A 19,138-nucleotide genomic window follows, 5' to 3' on the forward strand; every position below is an offset into this window, starting at 1 on the left:
TATGGAGGCCCTATGACCGATGAACTACCCGACAATCCGCCGATGGACGAAGCGTTCATGGCTGGCATGAGGCCATCCCGGCGTGGGCGCAGCGCCGAGCTGCTGACTATCGCCGACCGCGCCGCGGCGCATGTGAAGCGTCCCTATGTTGACCATGCCGAATTGCTCTACGACGAAAACGGGTTACCGAAATGATCCCCGGCACTTCGGCCACGACACCCCCGCAGCGCCGCCCAGTCATTCTGCACGTCAGCTTCGATGAGGCCGGCGCGGCGATCGGCCGCTTGCTCGCCATCGCCATGCCGCCGACGCGCGCGGCCGAGACCGGCGCATCATGGAAGGTCGCGGATTTTCTCCTGGCCTGGTGGAACGGCGACGAGTGCGGGCATTTCCCGATCATCCACTTGTGCAACGTCGATGCCGTTATTGCCGAGGATATGCTTACGATCATGGCCTATCTGGCGCAGGAGTCGACGACCTACGCCGATGCCTGGGGCTACCGCGACGCGATGGGCGACCTTTGGGTGCGCTATCGTGGCGACCCGGCCGAGGCCGTTTAAACGTGCCGGAGATCCACCGCCATCAATGGGAGGCGATATGACCGACGACGAGCTTCTGGACGACAACGCGGCCGAGCGCGCCCAAGCGGCGGCGCTGCGCGACCAGGCCCGCGCCGGGGGCTTGCGCTTCGAGGCGTATCTTACCAAAGATCAGGCCGACTGGCTGTTGGAGCAGATCGAACGGGGCAGGTTTGCCGATCCTTCCGAGGCGGTGTTCCTGACCGTCCAGAACTTCATCGAAATGGAGCCGCACGGCGATCTACGCGACGAGTTGCTGCGGCGTCGTATTCAGGCCGCGATAGATGATCCGCGGCCGGGGATTCCGCACGAAGAAGTCTGCGCCAAAATAGAGCAATGGATCGCCAAGCCGCGTCCCGAACCGGCGCGGTGGCAGAGGGCGGCGCAATGACCGCGCCCTCCCCTGCCCGGTTCAGCGCCGAGGACCGCGCCGTGCTGCTGGCCGTGAAAGGCGTCGGCCCCACGGTTCTTGAGCGCCTGGAAACGCTTGGCATCGCCAGCATGGAAGCCCTGGCGTGCCAGGGCGCGGACGAGGTGTGCCGGCGCATCGCGGCGATGCTGGGCGCAAGCTGCTGGTCGAACAGTCCGATGGCGCGCGGCGCGATCGAGCGGGCGATCGACGCGGCCCGCCAGGAGCGCGCGCGATGAATCAGCTCGCCCCCCTGGCCTCGCCTGCATCGTCGCTGCGCTGGCGCTGCCGGCGTTGATCGCGGCGGCCGACGAGCGCGCGCAGCTTCGATTCCTTGAGTTCTTCGCCGTTGCGATCCGCAATCCCCACACGCGCCGCGCCTATATGCGCGCGGCGGGCGAGTTCCTGGCCTGGTGTGAGGCGCGCGGTGTCGCCTCGCTCGCCCAGGTGCAGCCGCTCCACTTCGCGGACTGGATCGAGGCGCTAGGCGGCGAGCTGGCCCCGCCCAGCGTCAAGCAGCAGCTCGCCGGCGTGCGCCGCCTGTTCGACTGGCTGGTGACAGGCCAGGCCGTGCCGGTGAACCCCGCCGCGTCGGTGCGCGGGCCGGCGCACAGCGCGCGGCGCGGCAAGACGCCCGTTCTCGCCCCCGACGAGGCGCGCCAGATACTCGACACCATAGACGTTGCCACCCATGCCGGCTTGCGCGACCGCGCGCTTATCGGCCTCATGGTCTATAGCTTCGCGCGGATCGGCGCGGCCGTCGCCATGACCGTTGACGATGCTTTCGTCCAGAACCGCCGCCTATGGGTCCGCCTGCACGAAAAGGGCGGCAAGCGGCACGAAATGCCGTGCCACCACAACCTTGAGGAATATCTGCTCGCCTATATCGACGGCTGCGGCTTGCGCGAGCGCGCCAGGGGGCCGCTGTTCCGCACGATCGCGCGCGGCACTAAGCGCCTAAGCGATGCCCCCCTCGCCCAAGCCAATGCTTTCTTGATGGTGCGCCGCCGCGCGACCGCGGCGGGCATCGGCACCGCGATCGGCAACCACTCGTTCCGCGCGACCGGCATCACGACCTATTTGAAGAACGGCGGCACCTTGGAGACGGCCGCGACTATGGCGAACCACAGCTCCACCCGCACGACGCAGCTCTACCACCGGCGATCCGATGACGTGACGCTGGACGAAGTGGAGCGGGTGTTGATTTGAGCCGGCAGGATCAGGCGTGGCGGCTGATATTCGCGCCGTGGTCGCCTTGCATCATCTGCATGGCGCTCTGTAGCATCGCCAGGGTCATGGCGTCGTTTCGGGATTGGGCGCCTGCAATGCCGTCCCGCGCGAGCTGCACGAAGTTGACCCGTTCCCAATCATCGAGCGCGATCGGTGCGCCCTGCCCTGTCCCAACGGGTATCTTCACCGTCATTCCGAGAAACGCCGAGCTGTCATCCAGCGACATTTCGCCTCTTTTGATCTTGCCGTTCATCCAGTCGAACAGCTCCTGGCGCGTCATGCTGGTGAAATCAGGCGGCGCGGCGCTGCCTGGCCCGGTTTGAGCGGTGCTTGCCGGCGCGGTGGAGAGAGCCGCCGAGAATGAGGACGAGCTGGTGCGATCGGCCGATGATGGACGCTGACTCGCGGCCAGATAGTTGTTCGCTGTTTCAATTCGCACGAGAACGCCCTTTCCGCCAAGCCAATCGCGGACGATTGCAGGACATGGTTAATTTCAGGTGAAACGGCGTGGGATTTGAGCCGGCGAGAGACCGGACCTTAAGTATCGCCCCGCGCGGTCGCATTGTTCACGGGTAGACTATTTTCGCCGGGGGCCTTGAAGTGACGACGATCGGTGCAGCTACCAGCGCGATGCCCTATATAAAATCGCGCCGCCCAGATTGAATTATCGGTCAAGGCATCAAATGGACGCTTCACCGCTGAGGAAGTTACCGCAAGGCTTGAGGCGCGCGACGTCAGACAGCTTCGCCACGCGCAGAGCTATGAAAACCTCCTTGATGGCAAGGGGACGTATTTCGGCCACTCCGTTGGCAATAAGACCGTTTGGAAGCCGGAACTGGCGGCGCAGCAGATCAACGCTGCCCGCGCCGCTCGCGTAAAGCCTTATCTGGGGTCACTACACGAAAGTGACGTATCTGCACGCTAAGGGAGAACGGAGGGCGAACATCACGCGGCGAGCAGGGAACTGACGGCGCGCAGGGGGCGCAGGGCATCCGGATCAGGCCGATCTTCGACATTCCAGCTATAGTCGCCGGTCAGCGAGATATGCTCCCAGCCCAATGGCGCGATGTGGCGTGCAATCTCGTCGGGCGTTGCGATGTCAGCCAACGCCATTTCGAGATAGCGGGTGTTCCACAGGATGATGGCGGCGACGAGCAGGTTGAGGCCGGATGCGCGATAGGTGTAGGCGATTGCAAAGATACTGGCCTCTGCTCGCAAACAGCGCGGATTTCTGCTCAGATTTGCTGACAGCAGGTGGGCCATGCTGCTCACGCTATGCGACAATGTGCTCGCCATCATCCGCGCCTGCTCGCAAACGGAGAAGGCCTGTTCTCGCTTTCTGCCAATAGCGAGGAGTGCCGGTGAGCGGTCTGGCAGCGATCGTTCCCGCCGGGTTTGCCGTAAGCATCAGCGCTCCCACTTCCTCAGGCTAGCAACGGATTGATCGTATAATGCCTGGAGCGAGCCGACCTGATTGTCTCGGAAGTGAATCGTCAGCACGAGATTGTCATACGGCAGATTGGCCGTGCAGAGCCCCGGCCGCGAGCCTCCGCCCATGGCGGAGCAACTCGCCAGCGATGGAGGACGCTTCTGACCTGCTTCGGCTGGCAACTGGTATGTCCAGAAAACACCATCACTTACCTTGCGCAGTGTTCGGCCGCGCCATGAAAGCGGGCGACTTGCGCAGACAGTCGAGTTGACAAGCGCCTCTGTTCCCGCTGCGCGGGCACACATCCGCTTCTTGCTTGCCACGCCCACCAAGTTTCGCTCCGGCAAGCTTGCGCTCGGATTTAGGTAGAACGAGAACCCGTCGCTGGGATCGAGCGCTGGTAGAAAGAACGGCTTATCATTGTCGGATATGTCGTTGGCTCTCGGGATGTCGAAGACTCGTCCCTCCAACCTCCTCTCGGCCGAGGCCGAGCACGCGCTGAGCAAGCTGACGATCGATAAAGAAGCTGCGGTAAGATGCCTGTTCATGCCGGCAGGCTATGAGAGAAGCGCAACGTCCACAATCGGTGGCACAGACGACATGCGTTGCGTCCGCGTGCGGGAGATACCAAGGCGAGGACAGCCAGTATCATATCGGCACACCGGCTTCGCGGAGCCGCTCGGTCAGGTCGCGGGTGTGTTCGGCGTCCAGCGTTCCGGCGAGGAACGCGCGTATGTCGGACGGCCGGGTGTTGAGCTGGCTGGCGAGCGCGCCCGCATCGTAACCGTTGCGCGTCAGCGTGGGTTCGAGGTCGTCAATCGCCCGCGACAGCACCTGCTCGACGATCTCGGCCGTGACGGGCTTGGCAGCGAAGCGGAAGCCCTGCTCGAAGGCGAGTGTCAGGTGCATCTCGATCTGGAGCGGGGTGCGCAGGCGCTCGGCGATGAGGTCGATCGCGTCCTCGTTCATCAAGTCGGCAACCTTGACCCCCTCGGCCGCACAGGCGCCGAGCAGCCAGGCAACATAGTCGCGGCGTTCGGCGCCGATGCCCTCATAGTCGAAGGTGGTCGTGCGGTAGCCGATCTCTTCCATTTGCGGGCGGCGCAGGTCGTTGCGTAGCCGAGGATGGCCGACCAGAAGGACCGACAGCAGCACGCCGGCATCAGCCACCACCTCCATCAACCGCTTGAGGCCGGTCAGCGTCTTGTGGTGCAGGTCATGCGCCTCGTCGACCACCAGTACGACCGGGCGCTTGCCCTTGCGCATGATGTCGCGCAGGTCGCGCTCGCGGCGCTCGGCCTGCTTGGGAATCTTCACCTGGGCACGGTCACCGGGCGAGAGATCGTAGAACAGCGCCTCGATCAGCGAGGGCAACGAGGTGCGGCGCTTGTCGACCGCAAGCGACTTGGCGACGGCGACCTTGCCCGCCCGGGCCAGCTCGTCCTCGATGCGGCGCAGCAGGTGCGTCTTGCCCGATCCGACCAGGCCGGAGACGACGATCAACCTGCCGGTCTGCACGGCCGCACAGACCTCGCGCACGAGGTTGCGCTGATGCTCTGTCTCGAAGTTGCCGACGCCTTGGAACGGGCGGGCGAGCCCGTAGCTGGATTGAACGTCGGCGAGCATCAGCTTGTCCCCCGTCTTGACTGGAACCGCTCTCGGATGCGGTCAGCGATGATGGTCTTGTCGAGCGTTTCGCCCAGCAGCGCGTCGATGAAGGCGCGGTCTGCCTCAGGCAGCGAGCCGAGCGGTCGCCGGAGCTGGTCGACGATGGCGTGGCGCGCCGCGAGCCCGGTCGGGTATGCCGTCTCGACCGCCGGCTCCGGAAAAGGTGTTTGCCGCACCGCGAGCCCTGCGGTGGAGGGCGGCAGCGACGGCAGCGGCCGGTCGCCGCCCGTCACGGTCGCGCGGGGCAGCCCCAGCTGGTCAGCGAGCCGGACCACCTTGTCGAGCCGCTCCTCGGCGCGGCTCTTCTGATACTTGCGATAGCGGTAGAGCGGCACGGCGCCGCGCGACGGCTCGTAAGGGCCATGCCGCTTGCCGTCATGCTCCACGAAGAGCTGCTGGTCGAACAGCCCCCAGAGCAGCGTCACCGTCTCGCCGGCGAGCTCGGGCTCGACCTCGTAGGAAGCGCCCTCAACCGAGACGGTCGCGTCGCCCGCAACGGTGCGCCGCTCGGGCTCACGAGCGAAGGCGCAGAACCGCTCCCATGAACACATGGCCCGCACGCCATCGCCGGGCAGGTGCCGCAGCCAGTGCTCGATCCGCGCGTGTGGCTCGGAACGATGGTCGCCGTTGTTGTAGGTGACCAGCGCACGCCGCATCCACAGATTGGCTTCCGCCTCGTCCTTGGGTTTGTGGAAGTGGTACAACGTCTCGTGCACCTCCTTCACCGTGCGGAACGGCCGCTCGACCTTGCCCTTGGCGCGGGCCGCGGTGTGCCGGTCGTCGGCCTTCGGCGGCAGATGGGTGAGGACGCGCACGCCGAGGCTGCCCATCACCGACTGGAACACGCGCGACCGGCTGACCGGGCCGTTGTCCATGTAGATCGTGACCGGCAGGCCCTGGAACGGCAGTTCGGGCTCAGGCTTGGCGGCGAAGGCGTTGAATAGAAAGCGCAGCGCGGACTCGGCATCCTCGCCATAGACGCTGCGATATTCCTGGTAGACCACGCCCGAGCAGTCATCGACGGCCGAGAACAGCATCAGCGTGGGTTTGCCGCGACCCTGCTCGATCCAGAGCGGCGCCTCGACCTGCTTGAGGTCGGACGGGCTCATGTCGAAGTGCCACAGCTCGTTGGATCGCCGCGCCTGAAAACGAACGGCTGCGTGGGGGCGGGTCACGCGGGCATAGTCCAGCCCTGATGAGCGGAGCAGCCGGTCGATGGTCGCCCGCTTCAGCAGGCCGGGTGCTACCTTGACCAGGCCCTCCGGCGTCTCGACGCCATCGGTTTCCAGGAACTCGATGGCGCGGGCGGTCGAAACGTGCCGGCCCTTCTTGTTGGTGGTCCTGATCTTCAGTGCGGCGACGATCTCGGCGTAGCGCTCCATCTCGGCCTGCGGGGCAACCCGCGTCGCACCATGGTCGGACCGGCGCACCGACTTGGGGCGGTTCAGCTCGCGCAACGCCCGGTAAAGGGTCCAGATGGAGATGCCATAGGCCTCGGCCGCACGGGCGATGATCTCGGTGCGACCGGGGTCGCGTGGGGGCAACAGCGACAACCGTCGGCGAAGATCGATCAGCGCCTCTCCAGGCGGTCGCTTCGCCCGGTCAGCCATGGGCTGTTGCAGCCTCCTTGATCGATGCACCGCTGCCGCGCTTGCCTGCATAGCGATAGAGGGTCGCGACCGACACGCCCATGCGCTTGGCGATGTCGCGCACCGGCAACGTGCCCTCCTTCATCATCGCCCGTGCCGCGGCGACGTCGCTCGGGCGCATTGCCGATGGGCGGCCACCCTTGCGACCCTGCCGGCGCGCCTCCACTAGCCCCGCGGTAGTTCGCTCGCGGATCAGGGCACGCTCGAACTGCGCGATGGCGCCGAACACGTGAAAGGTGAGCATGCCACCCGGCGTTGTCGTGTCGATGCTCTCGGTCAGCGACACCAGCCCGATCTTCTCGCGCTCCAGATCCTCGGCCGTGGCGATCAACTTCTTGAGCGAGCGGGCGAGGCGGTCGAGCTTCCAAACAACCAGCGTGTCGCCTGCGCGCAGCACGTCTTCCAGAATGCGCGCCAGTTCGGGCCGGTCATCGCGCGCGCCCGACGCCTTTTCGGTGAACACCCGCTCGCAGCCGGCCCGCCGCAGCGCATCGAGCTGGAGCTCGGGGTTCTGGTCGCTGGTGCTGACCCTGGCATAGCCGACCCGCATGAGCGTCTGATCTTCTCCAAACTCGTGCGGGGCATACCGTTTTGCGACGCGGGTTTCCAGAACAGTTTTGACAAAGTGCGGCCCGCAGATTTACGTTGCCGGCCCAGCAAGGCGATCGGCTCGTCAGAAACGGTCGTTTTGCAGAACCGCTGAGGAGCCGGGTTCATGCAGGTGCTCGATACGGTTGGCTGGGTCGGTGATGGCGACGACACCGACTTCTTCCTCGCAATCGAGCGCACCTTCGATCTGCGCCTGCGCTCGAACCTGCCTTGGACAACGTTCGGCGAGGTGCGTGACCATGTCGTCGCGCATGTCGCAGCCTACAGCGGGGGCGGCACGACATGCGCCACGCAGATGACGTTCTACAGGCTTCGACGCGCGCTCGGGCTTGGCCGGCACGTCGGGCCGGATGCGCCGTTGGCGCCGCTGATCGGTGGGAAGCTGCGCCAAGCGTTCAGCGACCTGGAAGCCGATACCGACCTCAAGATGCCGGCGACGCGAGCCGGATGGCTTGGGATTGTCAGTGGTCTCTGCTTCGCTGTCGCGGTCGCGATCCTCGCCTTCACGACGCTGGCACCTCCCCTTCGCATCTTCGCTGCTGGAGCGAGCGCCTACGCGGGGCTATGGTTACGGCACCTCGACCGCCGGCGATTACCTCGGAGGTGCGACACTATCGGCGATCTCGCCCGACTGGTCACGGAGCAGAACCGTGGCAGGCTTGCCCGCGACGGCGCGCGCCTCACCGCCCCCGAGATTTGGCGGATCATCCAGCAACTGGCCGCCGAGGAGAGCGGGATCGACCCCGATCTGATTGGGTCGGAAACGACCTTCTTCCGAGCCAAAGTGCGAGCAGCCTGATCAATGGCTTACTGGATTGCATAGATTGATGCCGAGACACGGGACATTGCGTGGCGTCGGACTGACGGCTTTGGGTGCCGTTGTCGTCGCAGGCTCTTTCGTCGCTCTCGGATTGCGACCGGATGGGATCGCCAGCTACTATCGCGATACGCTGACTCCGGCAGGGTTTGCCATTTGGTTCTGCGGCTTCGTAGCCGCCACACTCGCTCCACCCGCCATAGCTGTACTCTGCTGGTTTGGCGCCATGCGGTTCCGCTACGGGTGGCTTCTCCACATCCTGCTTGTTCCTGCCACCTACGCCGCTGTGCGAGGATCAATCGCGCTCATGCTCGCGGTAGCAAGTGAGCCGGACAGCGATGGCCCAACGAGATGGGCTACCGATCCAGCAGTGATGCTGATGGTGGTTTGCCCCATCGTGTACTTTCTGATCTTGGGTTCCACAAAGCTGCGTGAGCATCGCGCATCAGCAAATGACTGCTAATCTCGACTTTGTAGTTGGCAGATACCATGAGCGGCCCTTTGCCGTTTGCGAGCAGACGCGGATGATGGCGAGCACATTGTCGGATAGCGTGAGCAGCATAGTCGGCTCGTTGTCAGGTAATCTGGGCAGGAAAAGGCGCTGTTTGCGAGCAGAAGCTGCTACGGTTGCAAGCGCCTACGGCTCTGTTGCAAAGATTGGCGGCAGTCAGAGGTAGGCTGTCGCTCTGCGCCGATCAGGCGGCTGCTGCGAAATGGTGGTTGAGCATGCCCATGGCCTCCGTCAGCGCCGAGGGCCCAATGCCAAAAGCTCTCTCCACAAGGCGCACCTCGCCCCTGATGCCGGGCTGCAGGCACCAGGGGCGAGCCTGTCCTTTGCGCAGGGCTCGCATGACTTCGAATCCCTTGATCGTGGCATAGGCCGTGGGGATCGATTTGAAACCGCGCACCGGCTTGATCAGTATCTTGAGCTTTCCGTGATCGGCCTCGATCACGTTATTGAGATACTTCACCTGCCGGTGGGCCGTCTCCCGGTCCAGCTTTCCTTCGCGCTTCAATTCGGTGATCGCTGCACCATAGCTCGGCGCTTTGTCGGTATTGAGCGTGGCAGGCTTTTCCCAGTGCTTCAGGCCTCGCAGGGCCTTGCCCAGGAACCGCTTCGCTGCCTTGGCGCTGCGGGTCGGCGACAGGTAGAAATCGATCGTGTCGCCCCGCTTGTCGACTGCCCGGTACAGGTAGGTCCACTTGCCCCGCACCTTGACGTAGGTTTCATCCAGGCGCCAGCTCGGATCAAAGCCACGCCGCCAGAACCAGCGCAGCCGCTTCTCCATCTCCGGGGCGTAGCACTGGACCCAGCGATAGATCGTCGTATGGTCGACCGAAATGCCGCGTTCCGCCAGCATTTCCTCAAGGTCGCGATAGCTGATCGGATAGCGACAATACCAGCGCACCGCCCACAGGATCACATCACCCTGGAAATGGCGCCACTTGAAATCCGTCATCGTTCCGTCCGTCCAATCTCCGCCAAGCATGCTCAAGCTTCACGATTTTTGCAACAGAGCCTCTTGCCGGCTATACCGCCATGTTCCCCGAGGCGGGCAGCGAACGCCAGCGGCAGATCACGGTCTCGATGATCGTGGCCATGCTCCGTGGCCTCGCGATCGAAGAGATGATATCGGCCCAGCCGGTCGACGAGCATTTCGACCTCTTCGCCGATATGGTCGTTCGATACCTCGAAACCGGCGCTCCCGAACCAGCGGCCCGATGACGCACGCGCATGGCCTCCGGCGGTGGCAGGTCATAGCCTATTGCGCCCCGGCCGTGCCGTTCGCCATGCTGTCGGCCCCCGCGCTCACCATCATCCCCGCGCTGTATCTTTCGTGGAGCGACATCGGCACGAAAACCCTTGCGGCCGGGCTCCTTGTCACCAACATCGCGCACGCCGCCGCCCTGCCTGCGGCCGGAATGATCTCGGATCGCTTTTCCGCCAATCCGCATAATCGGGTGATTCTGCTTTGCTGCGCCATGGCGCTGGCCGGGGTCGCATGGTGGCAATGGCTTGCGATCGACGCCCATGAGGCCGCCGCAGCATTCATCGGCTGGTCCCTGCTCCTGGTTACCGCCGATGCGGTTTTCGAAACCAACCATCCCGCTCTCGCCGCGGATTTGGCACCTCGGGATGATGGCCGCCTTCTCCTTCTGAGCGCCCGCTCGATCGGATCCGTGGCAGGCTATTTCTGCTGTTTCGCGCTCCTCGAATGGCAGCGCGGCGCGGACCGGATCGGCAGAGCGGCGGTGCAATGGCTGACCCGGTCGACGATCGTCCTGCTTGCCGCGGCAGCCGCTGCCCTCTGCCTGCTCGCCGTTCGGAGCGCCAATTCCTCGACGAAGGTCACGGCAGTCTCTCGCAATCCTGTTGGCGGGCGCTTCGCGCGGACAAGGCAGATCCTGTTGAACCATGGCGTGCGGTCGCTGCTCGCTGTCACGGGGGCGCAGAGCCTGGCAAGCGGCATGACCGCGGGCCTGATCTACGCCTTCATGGATCGCGCGCTCGGCATCGCCTGGGCCGCGCCCCAGATCTTCATGGCAGGCGCCGCGGTCAGCATCCTCACCGCGATGGCATGCCCGGCGCTTGCCCGGCGCTTTTCCTTTCGGGCCATCATCGCCGGCAGCGCCACGGTCGCCGCGTCGGTGAACGTCGCCATGGGGCTTTTGCCCTTCGTCGGTGGCGGCCGCGAAGCCGTCATGATCCTGTTCGGGATTGCCGCCCTTGCCAATACGCCGAGCACGATCGCTGTCTCTACGCTGATGGCCCGCTTCGTGCGCCCTTCGGAAGAGAGCGGGACCGGAAGCCTGCTCGGCACGGCCTACGGACTGTCGGCGGCGACCAATCTTGTCGCGACCGCGGTCGGCGCCGCACTCACGGTCCATCTGCTCCCCGAGAAAGGCACCTCCTCCCCGGCCTTCTTTCTGGCGACGATCGGCCTCGCCCCCGCGGGATGCCTCGTTATCGCTGCCCTGCTTGCGAACCGCCTATTGCCCCGTGAAATTCCAGATCCCGCGGAACGGAACCCATGACGAATGCCCTTCGAATCGTCGCCGCAATGATTCTCTTCTCGCTCGCCGACCCGCTCGCCGCGCAGGAGGCGTCCTCCCCGGGAGAGATAATCGAGAAATCGCCAGCCGATGCCTGGCGTTCGATACCGGCCGAGAATCTCCTGGTCGGCACATTGATGTCAGGCGACCATGTTGTGATCGAGCTCGCGCCGCAGTTCGCGCCTCGTCACGTCGAAAATGTTCGCAGCCTGGCGCTTGCCGGTTGGTGGGACGGCACTGCCATCAACCGCGTGCAGGACAATTTCGTCGTCCAATGGGGCGGCGCGACGATCGAGCTCCCGCCACCCGCTGGCGTGCCGACGACGCTTCCCGCCGAATATGAGATCCAATCCGGCGCGCCGATGACGAAAATCACCGAAGTGCATGATGCCTCATCGGCAAGCAGCGGCTTCGTCGATGGCTGGCCCGTGAGCGAATATGCGGGCAAGCTGGCCCCAGTGCATTGCTATGGCACCCTTGGCGCGGGACGCGAGAATCCACCCGATACCGGTTGGGGTAGCGAACTATATGTCGTGATCGGCCAGCCTCCGCGCCAGCTCGATCGCAACATGGCCGTCGTCGGCCGCGTTGTCGAAGGCATGGAATTCCTCTCCGGTCTGCCGCGCGGTCGCGGCGCCGGCGGGGAACTCGCCAGCGACCAGGCCCCGGCGCGCTGGAGGAGCCTCGTTCGCGCCGATCGCCTGCCCGCCCGCGAACGGCCGTCGTTCGAATTTCTCGACACCGCATCGCCAACCTTTGCCCGGTACGCGACAGCGCGCACCACCTATCGCAATCCCTTCTACCTCACTCCCCCCGGAATGGTCGACATTTGCAGTGTCCCAGTTCCGGTCCGGCGACGCGAAACAGCGGGACCGAACCGGTAGTTGCCACGGACTGCCAATTTCGTCCCCACCACTCGCAAGCGGCCGCGATCGGATAGGGAGCGGCCGCAGCCGAACGCGTCGACAATCAGGCTTCCACCTCGAGATCGGATATGATGCGTTGCGCTTCGGCAAACCCCGTATTGGCCGCCGGAACACCTGCGTAAACCGCGGTTTGCATCAGCACCTCCTTGAGGTCATCTCGGCTAAAGCCGCCATGGCTAAGGCCTGCGCGAACGTGCAAAGCGAACTCCTCCCACCGGCCCAGGCTGGCGGTGATGGCGAGCACTAGAAGGCGGCGCGTGCGATCATCGAGCCCGGGCCGCCCCCATATCTCGTGCCACGCGATACGCGTGATCATCGCTTGGAAATCCGCATTGAATGACGTGCGATTGGCGAGCGACTTGGCAACCCATGCATCCCCAAGCACCCGGCGGCGATTGATCAATCCGGCCTCGAACAGCGTGTCCGCTGCGTCGGAAATTTTCGGCGCGCCAAGCAGGAAGGACCTCAAGACGCCAGCAACAGCGGCGGGCTCCTCGATCGGCGGTAAGTGCGCTCCCGCGACCTCTACATGGACCGCACCGGGTATGGCCGAGACCAGGCGGTCGCCATGACCGGTGTAGGGCGTCGAGATGTCCACCGCACCTGTCAGCACTAACGTTGGCACATTGATAAACGCGAGGCGATCGCTCAAGGCCATGTCGCGGATCGCTGCTCCCGCGCCGGCGTAACCGGCGTCGGCTTGGGCAATGATGGCATCCTTCATAGCATCGACAATTTCGGGATGGCGTGAAACGAATGGCGCGGACAGGAAGCGACCGATCGCCACCTCCGCGATGGCGGCGGTTCCCACTTTGCGAACCGTTTCGATCCTCGCCGCCCAAGCCGCCTTATCCATTGCGGCGGAAGTGCAGATGAGGCCCAGGGCCGAAACCCGCGATTCATGGTCAAGCGCCAATTGCATCGCCACGATTCCACCCAGGGACACGCCGGCGATAGCGGCGCGGTCGATCCCAGCATCATCCATGATCGCTGCGACGTCCGCAGCCAGCATCGCAAGGCAATAGTCGCCACTCGGGGCATCCGACGCACCCGACCCACGCGTGTCCATGCGGAGCAGGCGAAAAGCCGGCAGGAGATAAGGCAATGCCCGATCCCACATGCCCATATCCGTGCCGATCGAGTTGAGCAGCACCAGCGGCGGCCGGTTCGCAGCACCTTCGACTTTCCAATAGAGGCGCACGCCGTCGCGAGTCGTGAAGGGCATGGTCAGTCTCTGTGGTGGGTGAGAATTTCAGCGACGATAGCCACGCTTTCGCCGATGTCGGTCCCGACACCGGCTGCTTTGAGATTGCGGGCGACGGCAGCCTTGTCGATCTCCAGCCCCTCGGCAACGGTGGCCATCGCGGACGCACAACCGGCGGCAAGGAGAAACAGGTCAGCGAGCGCGGGAGCCTCAGCCTGCCAGCCGCCTAAACCTCGTTCCTCTTCCTGCGGGAGTCCGCCAAGCATCGCCGCGACCAGCCCAGGCGCGCGCGTTGCGGCCGAGAGCGCCACCTGGCAGCCGGCCGGATTGCGCTTGTGCGCCATCGCCGAGGAGCCGCCGCGGCCCGCGATTGCAGGCTCGCGGGCCTCGCCGACGGCATTCTGTGCGAGCAGCGAAACGTCGCGAGCGAACTTGCCCAGGGCTCCGATCAATATACCGATCGCCGCGGCAATCCCCACCACGCCTTCGCGCCGAGCGTGCCAGGGTGCGCCTGCAGCGAGACCCAGATCGTCAGCCATCCGTGCTGCGATCGCCGCGCCTTTGCCATCCAGCCCGGCGCGGGTGCCGGCAGCGCCTCCGAGCTGAATCTTCGCATTTGCGGCGACCTCTGCGTGAAGCCGGCGCGCCGCACTGTCGATCCCGGCGGCGGCCTGCGACAGCCGTAATCCGAAGCCGACTGGCGCCGCGTCCTGGAGCAATGTGCGCCCAATCGCAGGCGTCCCTGCATGGCGCTCCGCGACCTCATAAAGAGCTGTGCAAACGCGCCTGGCGTCGCCGAGAAGAAGCTGGGTTCCCGCAACGCACTGCCGCATCAGGACGGTGTCTGCGATATCTTGGCTCGTTGCACCGCGGTGAAGGGCCTCCGCCGCATCGCCGGACAGGGAAGCGCGCAACCGCTTGACCAAGGGAATAGCCAGCGTCCCGGCCAATGTCGCCTCCTCGGCGAGTTCGGTGGGGTCGATCTCGTGTGCACTGCTCGCTGCAGAGATCGCCTCTGCGGTTTCCATTGCGATCAATCCCTCGGCCGCGGTCGCACGCGACAGCGCCCTCTCGAAAGCAAGCGCGTGGCGGATCGTCGCGCGATCGGAGAAGATCTCGATCATCTCAGTGGTTGATACGGGACGGGTGCGCAGCAAGTCGCTCACAGGTCGAAGAAGACGGTCTCGCCTTCACCCCCGAAGCGGATGTCGAGCCACCAGACTCTGTCTCGCAAGCGTGCGATTAGCGTGTCTCGCCGCGCATCTGAGACAAGAGAAAGGATAGGATCGACGTCGTTCCCTTCGCCATCGGCGAAGTAGAGGCGCGTCACCAAGCGCTTGAGCACGCCACGCGCGAACACCGACAGGGCAATGTGCGGCGCCTGCAGACTGTTGCCAGGCCCCGGGACGCGGCCCGGCCGGATCGTTCGGAAGCGATAGACGCCCTCGGTCGTGGTCGCAGACCGGCCGAAGCCGATGAAATGAGGATCGAGCGGCACGTTTTCGCGCGCGTCCTCACGGCTTGCATAACGGCCGGCCGCGTTGGCCTGCCAGATCTCGATCATTGCATCGGGCACGATCCTACCTTGAGCATCATAAACGCAGCCCGCGACCTCAATCGCCTCGCCCTGCGGAATCCCCGTCGGAGACGAGCGATTGAGGACATAATGCGCCTCGGGGAAAAGGTCCGGCCTTGCCCCGGCGTCGGATTTCCCCATGAGATCCGCGCCGCCCTTCCAGGGAAGACCATAGTGGAAGAACGGGCCGACCGTCTGTGGCGGCGTCTGGCCGAACAACGCCGGATCGAGGTTGTCCTGCCGCGGCGCCGGATTTCGCGTTTCCAGGTCGGGGGATTCAGCGATCATGGTGCCCCTCAAAGGGAGTTTGGTCACGGCCCCGAAGGACCACGTCGAAACTATAACCGAGCGCCCAATTGGGCTGCGTCGTTTTCATATCGAACCGTGCAACCATGCGCTGGCGATAGGGTAGCGGAACGGCATTGGCGATCGGATCGATCTCGATCAGCGGGTCGTCGGGGAAATAGAGCTGGGTAACCAGCCGCGTCGCGAAAGCCGGACCAAGAAGCGACAGGTGGATGTGCGCTGGGCGCCAGGCGTTCCTATGGTTCCCCCAAGGATAGGCCCCAGGACGGATTGTAACATAGCGATAGCGGCCTTGTTCGTCGGTAACGACGCGACCTGCGCCCGTGAAATTGGGATCGAGCGGCGCGTCCCAGTTATCCTTGCTGTGAATGTAGCGGCCAGCCGAATTCGCCTGCCAAATCTCCATCACGGTGTTGGGCACCGGTCGCCCGTGCTCGTCCAACACCCGGCCCGACACGATGATTCGTTGACCAAGCGGCGAGCCCTTATGGTGTGCGGTGAGATCCGCCATCGCGGACCCCATTAGTCGATCCCAGCAGCCGGCAGGCCCGGTCATCTCGGTGAGTGTTTGGGGAATCCGGACAAGGGGCTGTGAAGGCGCGCGCTGGATGCTCGAACGATAGTCAGGAAAGAGCGACGGAGGCGCGCCCGCGTCCTCATGATTATAGGGGAGCATATCGGTCATACAGCCACGCCTTCAAGCGCGATCTGAAAGTGCGCACTGGTTTTCGCGCCGATTTCGTCCTCGTTCTCGCCACGCGCCAGCGCGATCGGCTTGATCGCGCTGCCACCATCGAGTTGCCTCGGCACACAGCGAGCGGTGATAATGGAATCCGCCGTCATAGAGCTTCTCGAGCAGCCTTCTGGGACGACAGATCGATAGCGATATCGACGATCATATCCTCCTGTCCGCCGACCATCTTTCGGCGGCCCGCTTCGACGAGAATCGACCGGGTATCGACGCCATAGTCGTTGCCTGCCTTTTCCGCATGGCGCAGGAAGCTCGAATAAACGCCGGCATATCCAAGGCTCAATGTCTCTCGATCGACGCGAACCGGACGATCCTGAAGCGGACGGACGAGCTCTTCGGCAGCATCCATGAGCGCATACAGATCGCAACCATGGTGCCATCCCATGCGATCCGCGGCAGCGATTAAAACCTCCAACGGAGCGTTTCCCGCGCCGGCACCCATCCCCGCCAGGCTGGCGTCAACGCGCACCGCTCCATTCTGCACAGCGACAATCGAATTCGCGACACCCAGGCTTAGATTGTGATGCGCATGGACGCCCCGTTCCGTTTCCGGCTTCAATACGGCATCATAGGCGCGGAGCCGGGCAGCGTAGTCATCCATGCTCATGGCGCCGCCGCTGTCGGTCACATATACGCATTGGGCACCATAGTCCTCCATGAGCTTGGCCTGGCCAGCAAGCGCCTCCGGGCTCGTCATGTGGCTCATCATGAGGAATCCGGACACATCCATGCCGAGCCCCCGTGCCGCCTCGATGTGCTGTCGCGATACGTCAGCTTCGGTACAGTGCGTCGCGATCCGTACCGAGCGAACACCCATCTCATAAGCGTGCTTTAGATCATGGGCCGTGCCTATGCCGGGCAGCAAAAGAGTCGTCAGCACGGCCTTTTCCAGCACCTGCCCAACCGCTCCGATCCAATCCCAATCGGTGCATGCGCCAAATCCATAGTTGAACGAGGAGCCGCTGAGCCCATCCCCATGTGCGACCTCTATAGCGTCGACGCCCGCTCGTTCGAGCGCCATCGCAATTCGCGCTACATGGTCGGGCCGGTATTGATGGCGGATGGCGTGCATGCCGTCCCGGAGGGTGACGTCCTGGATATAGAGCTTTCGCTTGGTCGGATCGAAGGTCATACGCCAACACCACCGTAGTGACGCGCGGCGATCTTCTCGGCCGTCCGCAGCGCGGCCGATGTCATGATGTCGAGGTTTCCAGCGAAGGCCGGGAGGTAGTGAGCAGCCCCCTCGATCTCCAGGAAGACGCTGACCTTCAGCCCAGTGAATTCCATCCGGCCGGTTGAAGCCATCTCGGGGATGCGAAGCGGTGCATTCGAGCCGATGCGCTCAAACTGCACCTCCTGTTTCAAGCGGTATCCCGGCACATAGTCCTGCACCTTTGCGATCATGGCCTCGATACTTCGTCTCACTGGCTCCTCTGGCGTCTCATCGATCAGGCAATAGACAGTGTCCCGCATGATCAATGGTGGCTCCGCCGGATTGAGAATGATGATGGCCTTCCCGCGCGTGGCGCCCCCGACCGTCTCGATCGCGGCGCTCGTTGTTTCGGTGAATTCATCGATGTTCGCGCGGGTGCCAGGCCCGGCCGACTTCGAGGCAATTGACGCCACAATCTCCCCATAATGCACTTTTGATATCTGGCTGATCGCCGCGACGATCGGAATGGTAGCCTGTCCGCCGCAGGTGACCATGTTCACATTGGTCGCGTCGAGATTTGCCTCACCATTGACCGGCGGGATCGTATAGGGACCGATGGCGGCAGGAGTCAGGTCGATTACACGCTTTCCGTGCGCCTGAAGGATCGCGTCATGGCGTCTGTGTGCACCGGCACTCGTCGCATCGAATATGAGGTCGATCCCGGCAAATTCCGAGTGCGACACCAGCCCGTCTATCCCTTCATGCGACGTGGCTACGCCCATCCGGGCTGCACGAGCCAGTCCATCGGAGTGCGCATCTATGCCGACCATGACGCCCATCTCGAGTATTTTCGAGAGGCGCAGGACTTTGACCATCAGATCGGTGCCGATGTTGCCCGATCCGATAATGGCTACCTTGGTTCTGTTCATGCTGATGCCCTGCCCTTCACGCGGCAGAAAAGGTGAAGCTGCAGGTTCCAAGCCCGCCGACCCGCGCCACCACATGGTCACCCGCTTCGAGAGCGACCATCGGCCCGAGCGCTCCGGCCAGCAATATGTCACCGCGACGCAACGGCTCGCCTCTCTCGGCAAGCGTGCATGCGAGCCATCTTGCAGCCTTGAGAGGGTGACCGAAGGCCGCGGCCCCGGCACCTAGCGATACAATCTCGCCGTTGACCTCCATCACCATTCCCGCGGTGTAGAGGTCCGCACCGACAATCGAGTGAGCCTCCTGCGATAGAACGAAGAAGGCCGACGATCCGTTATCGGCGACGGTATCAGCAAAACCGATACGCCAATCTTCGATCCGGCTGTCGACAATCTCGATCGCGGCATGGACAGTGTCGATCGCTGCAGCGACCTGGTCGAGGGGCGTTTCAACGTCCGGTAAATCGGAACGCAGAATGAACGCTATCTCCGCTTCGGCTTTGGGCTGAATGCAGCGCCTAGGATCCAGGTGTCCACCATCGTCGATGCGCATATCTTCAAACAACACACCGAAATCGGGCTGATCGACGCCCAACTGCGCTTGCACTGCGCGCGCAGTCAGGCCCGCCTTCCGTCCCACGACCCGGCGCCCCTGGCTCTCCCAAAAACGCGTATTGATCGTCTGGACCGCGTAAGCGCCGTGAGCGTCCAGGATGTCCAGGCCGTCCCGCAAGGGGGGGATGGCTCCCGCGCTATAGGCGTTGCGGAGCCTCTCGGCTAACTCGTCATAGGTGATACGCGTCATGTCCCGTCCTGCCCGGTCGGTGTAGAATGCGGCGGGGACTTGCCCCCG

The 19,138-nt window shown here is 64.0% G+C and carries 22 protein-coding genes and 2 pseudogenes; 9 read left to right on the forward strand and 15 right to left on the reverse strand.

The features are described from left to right. Positions 1 to 12 precede the first annotated feature (12 nt). From KNJ79_RS18235 to KNJ79_RS18255, 5 genes and pseudogenes are all read left to right on the forward strand, one after another. Positions 13 to 195, forward strand: a complete 183-nt coding sequence (locus tag KNJ79_RS18235) for a hypothetical protein (protein WP_020818518.1) — start codon at positions 13 to 15, stop codon at positions 193 to 195. Beyond that, positions 192 to 560: a DUF7673 family protein gene (locus KNJ79_RS18240; RefSeq protein ID WP_020818519.1), complete on the forward strand. Its 369-nt coding sequence runs from the start codon at positions 192 to 194 to the stop codon at positions 558 to 560. The genes KNJ79_RS18235 and KNJ79_RS18240 overlap by 4 nt, the downstream gene beginning before the upstream one ends. Before the next feature lie 37 nt (positions 561 to 597). Next, positions 598 to 969 carry an antitoxin PaaA2 family protein gene (locus tag KNJ79_RS18245; protein ID WP_020818520.1) on the forward strand — a complete coding sequence of 124 codons (372 nt, stop codon included), beginning with the start codon at positions 598 to 600 and terminating at the stop codon, positions 967 to 969. After that, positions 966 to 1,226, forward strand: coding sequence for a hypothetical protein (locus tag KNJ79_RS18250; protein WP_020818521.1), 261 nt, complete (start codon positions 966 to 968; stop codon positions 1,224 to 1,226). Before KNJ79_RS18245 ends, KNJ79_RS18250 begins: the two co-directional genes overlap by 4 nt. Continuing rightward, positions 1,223 to 2,196, forward strand: a pseudogene (locus KNJ79_RS18255) (tyrosine-type recombinase/integrase). The gene KNJ79_RS18250 and the pseudogene KNJ79_RS18255 overlap by 4 nt, the downstream one beginning before the upstream one ends. A gap of 10 nt (positions 2,197 to 2,206) precedes the next feature. Here KNJ79_RS18255 and KNJ79_RS18260 read toward each other — a convergent pair. The 6 genes and pseudogenes from KNJ79_RS18260 to KNJ79_RS18285 form a co-directional block, all read right to left on the reverse strand. Further along, positions 2,207 to 2,656, reverse strand: coding sequence for a hypothetical protein (locus KNJ79_RS18260; protein WP_021224259.1), 450 nt, complete (start codon positions 2,654 to 2,656; stop codon positions 2,207 to 2,209). Between the two features lie 506 nt (positions 2,657 to 3,162). After that, a pseudogene (locus KNJ79_RS18265) lies at positions 3,163 to 3,396 on the reverse strand (Tn3 family transposase); the annotation flags it as partial. Between the two features lie 228 nt (positions 3,397 to 3,624). Next, positions 3,625 to 4,194: a hypothetical protein gene (locus tag KNJ79_RS18270; RefSeq protein ID WP_062121710.1), complete on the reverse strand. Its 570-nt coding sequence runs from the start codon at positions 4,192 to 4,194 to the stop codon at positions 3,625 to 3,627. A gap of 100 nt (positions 4,195 to 4,294) precedes the next feature. Further along, complete coding sequence (locus KNJ79_RS18275; protein WP_007685991.1) at positions 4,295 to 5,272, reverse strand: ExeA family protein; 978 nt, start codon at positions 5,270 to 5,272, stop codon at positions 4,295 to 4,297. Beyond that, the gene (locus KNJ79_RS18280; protein WP_007685992.1) at positions 5,272 to 6,924 is read right to left on the reverse strand and encodes an IS481 family transposase; all 1,653 of its coding nucleotides are present in this window, start codon (positions 6,922 to 6,924) and stop codon (positions 5,272 to 5,274) included. Before KNJ79_RS18280 ends, KNJ79_RS18275 begins: the two co-directional genes overlap by 1 nt. Further along, positions 6,917 to 7,513 (reverse strand): recombinase family protein, encoded by a 597-nt coding sequence (locus KNJ79_RS18285; RefSeq protein ID WP_007685993.1) that lies wholly within the window; start codon positions 7,511 to 7,513, stop codon positions 6,917 to 6,919. Before KNJ79_RS18285 ends, KNJ79_RS18280 begins: the two co-directional genes overlap by 8 nt. A 165-nt stretch (positions 7,514 to 7,678) precedes the next feature. Here KNJ79_RS18285 and KNJ79_RS18290 point away from each other — a divergent pair, with 165 nt between their 5' ends. Further along, the gene (locus KNJ79_RS18290; RefSeq protein ID WP_007685994.1) at positions 7,679 to 8,371 is read left to right on the forward strand and encodes a hypothetical protein; all 693 of its coding nucleotides are present in this window, start codon (positions 7,679 to 7,681) and stop codon (positions 8,369 to 8,371) included. 713 nt (positions 8,372 to 9,084) lie between these two features. Here the strand turns inward: KNJ79_RS18290 and KNJ79_RS18295 are convergent. Further along, on the reverse strand, positions 9,085 to 9,849 hold the full coding sequence (locus tag KNJ79_RS18295) for an IS6-like element IS6100 family transposase (RefSeq protein ID WP_001389365.1): 765 nt from the start codon (positions 9,847 to 9,849) through the stop codon (positions 9,085 to 9,087). A gap of 80 nt (positions 9,850 to 9,929) precedes the next feature. Here KNJ79_RS18295 and KNJ79_RS18300 point away from each other — a divergent pair, with 80 nt between their 5' ends. Genes KNJ79_RS18300 through KNJ79_RS18310 form a run of 3 tightly spaced genes read left to right on the forward strand, consistent with a single transcriptional unit; the run spans position 9,930 to position 12,327 of the window. Next, the gene (locus tag KNJ79_RS18300; protein WP_317152112.1) at positions 9,930 to 10,115 is read left to right on the forward strand and encodes a hypothetical protein; all 186 of its coding nucleotides are present in this window, start codon (positions 9,930 to 9,932) and stop codon (positions 10,113 to 10,115) included. Continuing rightward, on the forward strand, positions 10,112 to 11,425 hold the full coding sequence (locus KNJ79_RS18305) for an MFS transporter (protein ID WP_317152113.1): 1,314 nt from the start codon (positions 10,112 to 10,114) through the stop codon (positions 11,423 to 11,425). The genes KNJ79_RS18300 and KNJ79_RS18305 overlap by 4 nt, the downstream gene beginning before the upstream one ends. Continuing rightward, positions 11,422 to 12,327 carry a peptidylprolyl isomerase gene (locus KNJ79_RS18310; protein ID WP_317152114.1) on the forward strand — a complete coding sequence of 302 codons (906 nt, stop codon included), beginning with the start codon at positions 11,422 to 11,424 and terminating at the stop codon, positions 12,325 to 12,327. The genes KNJ79_RS18305 and KNJ79_RS18310 overlap by 4 nt, the downstream gene beginning before the upstream one ends. 85 nt (positions 12,328 to 12,412) lie before the next feature. Here KNJ79_RS18310 and pcaDC read toward each other — a convergent pair whose 3' ends face one another. Genes pcaDC through KNJ79_RS18350 form a run of 8 tightly spaced genes read right to left on the reverse strand, consistent with a single transcriptional unit; the run spans position 12,413 to position 19,090 of the window. Further along, the gene (pcaDC, locus tag KNJ79_RS18315) at positions 12,413 to 13,594 is read right to left on the reverse strand and encodes a bifunctional 3-oxoadipate enol-lactonase/4-carboxymuconolactone decarboxylase PcaDC (protein WP_317152115.1); all 1,182 of its coding nucleotides are present in this window, start codon (positions 13,592 to 13,594) and stop codon (positions 12,413 to 12,415) included. Between the two features lie 2 nt (positions 13,595 to 13,596). Then, positions 13,597 to 14,697, reverse strand: a complete 1,101-nt coding sequence (locus tag KNJ79_RS18320; RefSeq protein ID WP_317152116.1) for a lyase family protein — start codon at positions 14,695 to 14,697, stop codon at positions 13,597 to 13,599. A 38-nt stretch (positions 14,698 to 14,735) separates the two neighbouring features. Continuing rightward, complete coding sequence (gene pcaG, locus KNJ79_RS18325) at positions 14,736 to 15,437, reverse strand: protocatechuate 3,4-dioxygenase subunit alpha (protein ID WP_317152117.1); 702 nt, start codon at positions 15,435 to 15,437, stop codon at positions 14,736 to 14,738. Then, the gene (pcaH, locus tag KNJ79_RS18330) at positions 15,427 to 16,140 is read right to left on the reverse strand and encodes a protocatechuate 3,4-dioxygenase subunit beta (RefSeq protein WP_317152118.1); all 714 of its coding nucleotides are present in this window, start codon (positions 16,138 to 16,140) and stop codon (positions 15,427 to 15,429) included. Before pcaH ends, pcaG begins: the two co-directional genes overlap by 11 nt. After that, positions 16,137 to 16,298, reverse strand: a complete 162-nt coding sequence (locus KNJ79_RS18335) for a hypothetical protein (RefSeq protein ID WP_317152119.1) — start codon at positions 16,296 to 16,298, stop codon at positions 16,137 to 16,139. Before KNJ79_RS18335 ends, pcaH begins: the two co-directional genes overlap by 4 nt. Continuing rightward, a complete protein-coding gene (dmpG, locus tag KNJ79_RS18340; protein WP_317152120.1) occupies positions 16,295 to 17,338 on the reverse strand; it encodes a 4-hydroxy-2-oxovalerate aldolase in 1,044 nt (347 codons plus the stop codon). The genes KNJ79_RS18335 and dmpG overlap by 4 nt, the downstream gene beginning before the upstream one ends. Next, positions 17,335 to 18,288 carry an acetaldehyde dehydrogenase (acetylating) gene (locus KNJ79_RS18345; protein WP_317152121.1) on the reverse strand — a complete coding sequence of 318 codons (954 nt, stop codon included), beginning with the start codon at positions 18,286 to 18,288 and terminating at the stop codon, positions 17,335 to 17,337. The genes dmpG and KNJ79_RS18345 overlap by 4 nt, the downstream gene beginning before the upstream one ends. Before the next feature lie 16 nt (positions 18,289 to 18,304). Continuing rightward, a complete protein-coding gene (locus tag KNJ79_RS18350) occupies positions 18,305 to 19,090 on the reverse strand; it encodes a 2-keto-4-pentenoate hydratase (protein ID WP_317152122.1) in 786 nt (261 codons plus the stop codon). Positions 19,091 to 19,138 lie beyond the last annotated feature (48 nt).

The organism is Sphingopyxis indica, from assembly GCF_032879645.1.
In the GTDB taxonomy this organism is placed as follows: Bacteria; Pseudomonadota; Alphaproteobacteria; order Sphingomonadales; family Sphingomonadaceae; genus Sphingopyxis; species Sphingopyxis indica.

Excerpts from the sequence above, each read along its gene's own strand:
- KNJ79_RS18235 (WP_020818518.1), top strand. The coding sequence starts at position 13 with ATGACCGATGAACTACCCGACAATCCGCCGATGGACGAAGCGTTCATG.
- KNJ79_RS18240 (WP_020818519.1), top strand. The coding sequence starts at position 192 with ATGATCCCCGGCACTTCGGCCACGACACCCCCGCAGCGCCGCCCAGTC.
- KNJ79_RS18245 (WP_020818520.1), top strand. The coding sequence starts at position 598 with ATGACCGACGACGAGCTTCTGGACGACAACGCGGCCGAGCGCGCCCAA.
- KNJ79_RS18250 (WP_020818521.1), top strand. The coding sequence starts at position 966 with ATGACCGCGCCCTCCCCTGCCCGGTTCAGCGCCGAGGACCGCGCCGTG.
- KNJ79_RS18270 (WP_062121710.1), bottom strand. The coding sequence starts at position 4,194 with ATGAACAGGCATCTTACCGCAGCTTCTTTATCGATCGTCAGCTTGCTC.
- KNJ79_RS18275 (WP_007685991.1), bottom strand. The coding sequence starts at position 5,272 with ATGCTCGCCGACGTTCAATCCAGCTACGGGCTCGCCCGCCCGTTCCAA.
- KNJ79_RS18280 (WP_007685992.1), bottom strand. The coding sequence starts at position 6,924 with ATGGCTGACCGGGCGAAGCGACCGCCTGGAGAGGCGCTGATCGATCTT.
- KNJ79_RS18285 (WP_007685993.1), bottom strand. The coding sequence starts at position 7,513 with ATGCGGGTCGGCTATGCCAGGGTCAGCACCAGCGACCAGAACCCCGAG.
- KNJ79_RS18290 (WP_007685994.1), top strand. The coding sequence starts at position 7,679 with ATGCAGGTGCTCGATACGGTTGGCTGGGTCGGTGATGGCGACGACACC.
- KNJ79_RS18295 (WP_001389365.1), bottom strand. The coding sequence starts at position 9,849 with ATGACGGATTTCAAGTGGCGCCATTTCCAGGGTGATGTGATCCTGTGG.
- KNJ79_RS18300 (WP_317152112.1), top strand. The coding sequence starts at position 9,930 with ATGTTCCCCGAGGCGGGCAGCGAACGCCAGCGGCAGATCACGGTCTCG.
- KNJ79_RS18305 (WP_317152113.1), top strand. The coding sequence starts at position 10,112 with ATGACGCACGCGCATGGCCTCCGGCGGTGGCAGGTCATAGCCTATTGC.
- KNJ79_RS18310 (WP_317152114.1), top strand. The coding sequence starts at position 11,422 with ATGACGAATGCCCTTCGAATCGTCGCCGCAATGATTCTCTTCTCGCTC.
- pcaDC (WP_317152115.1), bottom strand. The coding sequence starts at position 13,594 with ATGCCCTTCACGACTCGCGACGGCGTGCGCCTCTATTGGAAAGTCGAA.
- KNJ79_RS18320 (WP_317152116.1), bottom strand. The coding sequence starts at position 14,697 with ATGATCGAGATCTTCTCCGATCGCGCGACGATCCGCCACGCGCTTGCT.
- pcaG (WP_317152117.1), bottom strand. The coding sequence starts at position 15,437 with ATGATCGCTGAATCCCCCGACCTGGAAACGCGAAATCCGGCGCCGCGG.
- pcaH (WP_317152118.1), bottom strand. The coding sequence starts at position 16,140 with ATGACCGATATGCTCCCCTATAATCATGAGGACGCGGGCGCGCCTCCG.
- KNJ79_RS18335 (WP_317152119.1), bottom strand. The coding sequence starts at position 16,298 with ATGACGGCGGATTCCATTATCACCGCTCGCTGTGTGCCGAGGCAACTC.
- dmpG (WP_317152120.1), bottom strand. The coding sequence starts at position 17,338 with ATGACCTTCGATCCGACCAAGCGAAAGCTCTATATCCAGGACGTCACC.
- KNJ79_RS18345 (WP_317152121.1), bottom strand. The coding sequence starts at position 18,288 with ATGAACAGAACCAAGGTAGCCATTATCGGATCGGGCAACATCGGCACC.
- KNJ79_RS18350 (WP_317152122.1), bottom strand. The coding sequence starts at position 19,090 with ATGACGCGTATCACCTATGACGAGTTAGCCGAGAGGCTCCGCAACGCC.